Raw genomic sequence first — 4,569 nt, forward strand, 5'->3', positions numbered from 1 at the left:
GCGAGGCGTGGACACGTGGCGTGAGCGTCGACTGGGACACGGTGTACGGGGGTATGGGCGCACAGCGTGTCGAGCTGCCCACCTACGCCTTCCAGCACCAGCACCTGTGGCCGCAGGCGGCCGAGCCGGATTCCGGTGCCGAGGCGCTGCCGGCCGACGCAGTCGACGCCCGTTTCTGGGAGGCCGTCGAACGCGAAGACCTGGAGTCGCTCGCCGGGACACTGGAGTTCGGGGGTGCTGAGGAAATGTCCTCGCTGAGCGCCCTGTTGCCTGCACTGTCCTCCTGGCACCGACGGAGCCGCGAACTGTCCGTGCTGGACGGCTGGCGCTACCGCGTGACCTGGAAGCCGCTGGTCGAGCGCCAGTCCGTGCGACTGTCCGGCACCTGGCTGCTGGTCGTGCCGGAGTCCGCGCTCGTCGACGGCTGGGCGCTCGGTGCGGTGCGCACGCTGGCGGAGCGCGGCGCCGACGTACGACAGCTCACGCTGTGCGCCGTGGAGCTGGACCGCGAGTCGGTCACCCGCCGGGTGCGCGTGGAGCTGGACGGCGCCACGCCGGTCGCCGGTGTCCTGTCGCTGCTGGCCTTCGACGAGCAGGCGGCCCCGGGCACTGACAACGTCAACGCCGGACTGACCAGTTCCGCCGCGCTGATCCAGGCGCTGGGCGACGCCGGAGTCGATGCGCCGCTGTGGTGCGCCACCCGCGGCGCCGTCTCCGTCAGCCGCTCCGACCGGCCGGACAACCCGACACAGGCGCTCGCCTGGGGCCTGGGCCGCACCGCCGCACTGGAGTACCCGGAGCGCTGGGGCGGTCTGGTCGATCTGCCGCAGGCCGCCGACGACCGGGCGCTGGCCCGGCTGGTCACGGTCCTGGCAGGAGCCGAGGGGGAGGACCAGCTCGCGGTCCGCGCCGCAGGCGTCTTCGCCCGTCGGCTGAGCCACGCGCCGCTGGCCGACGCCCCGCCCGTACAGAGCTGGCGGCCGGCCGGGACCACGCTGGTGACGGGCGGTACCGGTGCGCTGGGTGCGCAGGTGGCCCGTTGGCTGGCCCGTAACGGTGCCGAGCACCTGGTGCTCACCAGCCGCCGCGGCCCGGACGCGCCCGGCGCCGCCGAGCTGCGCGACGAACTGACCGCGCTGGGCACCGAGATCACCATCGCCGCCTGCGACGTGGCCGACCGCAAGGCCGTCGAGTCGCTGCTCGCGGCCGTCCCTGCCGACCGGCCGCTCACCGCTGTGGTGCACACGGCCGGTGTCCTCGACGACGGAGTGCTGGACGCCCTGACGCCGCAGCGGTTCGCGACGGTGCTCGGCCCCAAGGCCGACGCCGCCCGCCACCTGCATGAGCTCACGCAGGGCCTGGACCTGTCCGCGTTCGTGCTGTTCTCCGGCATCGCGGGCACGCTCGGCGACGCCGGGCAGGGCAACTACGCGGCGGCCAACGCCTATCTGGACGCGCTGGCCGAGCAGCGCCGGGCCGACGGACTGCCCGCGACCTCGGTGGCCTGGGGCCGCTGGGGCGACACGGGCCTCGCGGCCGGCGGTGCCATCGGCGAGCGGCTGGACCGGGGCGGTGTGCCCGCCATGGCACCGGACTTGGCGATCAGGGCGCTCCAGCAGGCTCTGGACCACGCCGACACGGTCGTGGCCGTCGCCGACATCCAGTGGGAACGCTTCGCCTACGGCTACACGGCGGTGCGGCCCAGCTCTTTCATCGCCGACCTGCCCGAGGTCAGGCGGCTGACGGACAGCGGCCCGGCCGGCGGCGGCGAAAGCGGTGCCGTCGCGGATCCGGCGTCCGCGCTGCGGCAGAAGCTGGCAGGGATGTCCCTGGCCGAGCAGTCCCTCACCGTCCTGGAGTTGGTGCGCACCAACGCGGCCGCCGCGCTGGGGCACTCCTCGACCGAAGAGGTCGGCGAGGGCCGGGCATTCAAGGAGCTGGGCTTCGACTCGCTCATCGCACTCGAACTGCGCAACAGGCTCGGCGCGGCCACCGGCCAGAAACTGCCGGCCACGCTGGTTTTCGACTATCCAACCCCGGCCGTCCTGGCCGAGTACCTGCGGGCCGAGATCACGCAGGACGGCGGCGCGACGGCGGCCGCACCGGGCATCGCGGAGCTGGAGAAGCTGGAATCCGCGCTCTCGGTGCTCGACCCGGCCGCCGAGGACAGCGAGACCCGGGCGGACATCGCCGCCCGGCTTCAGGCCCTGACGGCCAGGTGGGACGCGCCGCGCACGCGCGCGGCGGAGGCCACCGGCGACACAGTGACGGAAAAGCTGCAAGAGGCAACGCCCGATGAGGTCTTCGACTTCATCGAAAAAGAACTCGGAATCTAGGGATCTAAGGTCCGCGAGCGCAAGGTTTGTGACGAGAAGCATGGGTGAGATTCCAATGGCGGATCAGGACAAGATCCTCGACTACCTCAAGCGGGTAACTGCTGATCTGCACCAGACGCGGCAGCGTCTTCGCGAGGTCGAGTCGCAGGAGCCTGAGCCGATCGCGATCGTCGGCATGAGCTGCCGCTTCCCCGGAGGCGTCAGGTCTCCGGAAGAGCTGTGGCAGCTCGTGGCCTCGGGCGGCGACGCCATCGCGGACTTTCCCACGGACCGTGGCTGGGACGTGGAGTCGCTCTTCGACGCCGACCCCGACCAGCAGGGCACCAGCTACACGGACAAGGGCGGCTTCCTCGACGGCGCGGGCGAGTTCGACGCCGCGTTCTTCGGGATCTCGCCGCGCGAGACCCTGGGCATGGACCCCCAGCAGCGGCTGCTGCTGGAGACCGCCTGGGAGACGTTCGAGCGTGCCGGGATTGACCCGGCCACGCTTCGCGGCAGCAAGGCCGGGGTGTTCATCGGCACCAACGGCCAGGACTACCCGGAGCTGATGCACCGGCTGCCGCAAGGCGTCGAGCAGTACCTGCTGACCGGCAACGCGGCGAGCGTCATCTCAGGCCGCATCTCCTACACCTTCGGCCTGGAGGGCCCGGCGCTCACCGTCGACACGGCCTGCTCCTCGTCGCTGGTGGCGCTGCACCTGGCCGTTCAGGCGCTGCGCAACGGTGAGTGCTCCATGGCACTCACCGGCGGTGTCACCGTGATGAACAGCCCGCGGGCGTTCATCAACTTCAGCCGTCAGCGGGGCCTGGCGCCCGATGGCCGCTGCAAGGCGTTCGCCGACGGTGCCGACGGCACCGGCTGGGGCGAGGGCGTCGGCATGCTGCTCGTGGAGCGGCTGTCCGACGCCCGGAAGAACGGCCACCCGGTCCTGGCGATCGTCCGAGGTTCGGCGATCAACCAGGACGGCGCCAGCAACGGGCTGACCGCTCCCAACGGCCCGTCCCAGCAGCGCGTCATCCGCCAGGCCCTCACCGACGCCCGGCTCACCCCCGCCCAGGTGGACGTCGTCGAGGCGCACGGCACCGGCACCAGCCTCGGCGACCCGATCGAGGCGCAGGCGCTGCTGGCCACCTACGGCCGGAACCGGCCCGACGGCCGGCCGCTGTGGCTGGGCTCGGTGAAGTCGAACTTCGGCCATACCCAGGCCGCCGCCGGTGTCGCCGGCATCATCAAGATGGTCAAGGCCATCGAGCACGGCGTGATACCCAAAACGCTCCATGTCGACGCACCCTCGCGGGACGTCGACTGGGCGGCGGGCGCGGTCGAGCTGCTGACCGAGGCCGTCGACTGGCCGGAGACCGGCCAGCCGCGCCGCGCCGGTATCTCATCCTTCGGCGTGTCCGGCACCAACGCCCACACCGTCATCGAGCAGGCCCCGGCCGAGGACCGGACCGCTGCGGAGGACTCCCCGGCGGACTGGTCCGGGCTCGGCGGACTGATACCGCTGCTGGTCTCCGGACAGACCGCGCAGGCACTCCGCGCCCAGGCCGAGCGGCTCGCCGCCCACATCGAAGCCACCTCCGTGCCGAGCCTGACCGACCTCGGCCACTCGCTGGCCACCACCCGCGCCTCCCTCGACCACCGCGCCGTCCTCCTCGCTGCCGACGACGGGAGCCGGGACGAGCTGCTGAGCCTGCTGACCGCGCTGGCCACCGAGGGCACCTCGGCCGACCTGATTCAGGGCCAGGTCACCGAGGGCAAGACGGCGTTCCTGTTCACCGGTCAGGGCAGCCAGCGGGCCGGTATGGGCCGCGAGCTGTACGCGGCCGTCCCGGCCTTCGCCGAGGCGCTGGACACGGTCTGTGCCGAGCTGGACCAGTACCTCGAACGGCCGCTGCGCAACGTCATGTTCGACGCCGGCTCCACCTTGCTGGACCGGACCGGTTACACCCAGCCCGCCCTCTTCGCCATCGAGGTCGCGCTGTTCCGGCTGCTGGAGGGCTGGGGCGTCAAGCCCGACTTCGTCGTCGGCCACTCCATCGGTGAGCTGGCCGCCGCCCACGTCTCCGGCGTCCTCTCCCTGGAGGACGCGGCGAAGCTGGTGGCCGCGCGCGGCAGGCTGATGGAGGAACTCCCGCCCGGTGGCGCGATGATCGCGGTGCAGGCGTCGGAGGACGAGGTTGTGCCGTTGCTGACCGAGGGTGTGAGCATTGCCGCGCTCAACGGTCCGCAG

General features: G+C 72.1%; 2 protein-coding genes. Both read left to right on the forward strand.

The window, feature by feature from the left end:
• Nucleotides 1–2,336 (forward strand): SDR family NAD(P)-dependent oxidoreductase (locus ABTZ94_RS36325; protein ID WP_351207524.1); only part of this gene is annotated, 2,336 nt, incomplete at its 5' end.
• Between the two features lie 40 nt (nt 2,337–2,376).
• The coding region (locus ABTZ94_RS36330; protein WP_351207526.1) for a type I polyketide synthase at nt 2,377–4,569 on the forward strand (2,193 nt) is incomplete at its 3' end.

The organism is Streptomyces sp. NPDC002785 (assembly GCF_040295565.1).
Classification (GTDB): Bacteria; Actinomycetota; Actinomycetes; order Streptomycetales; family Streptomycetaceae; genus Streptomyces.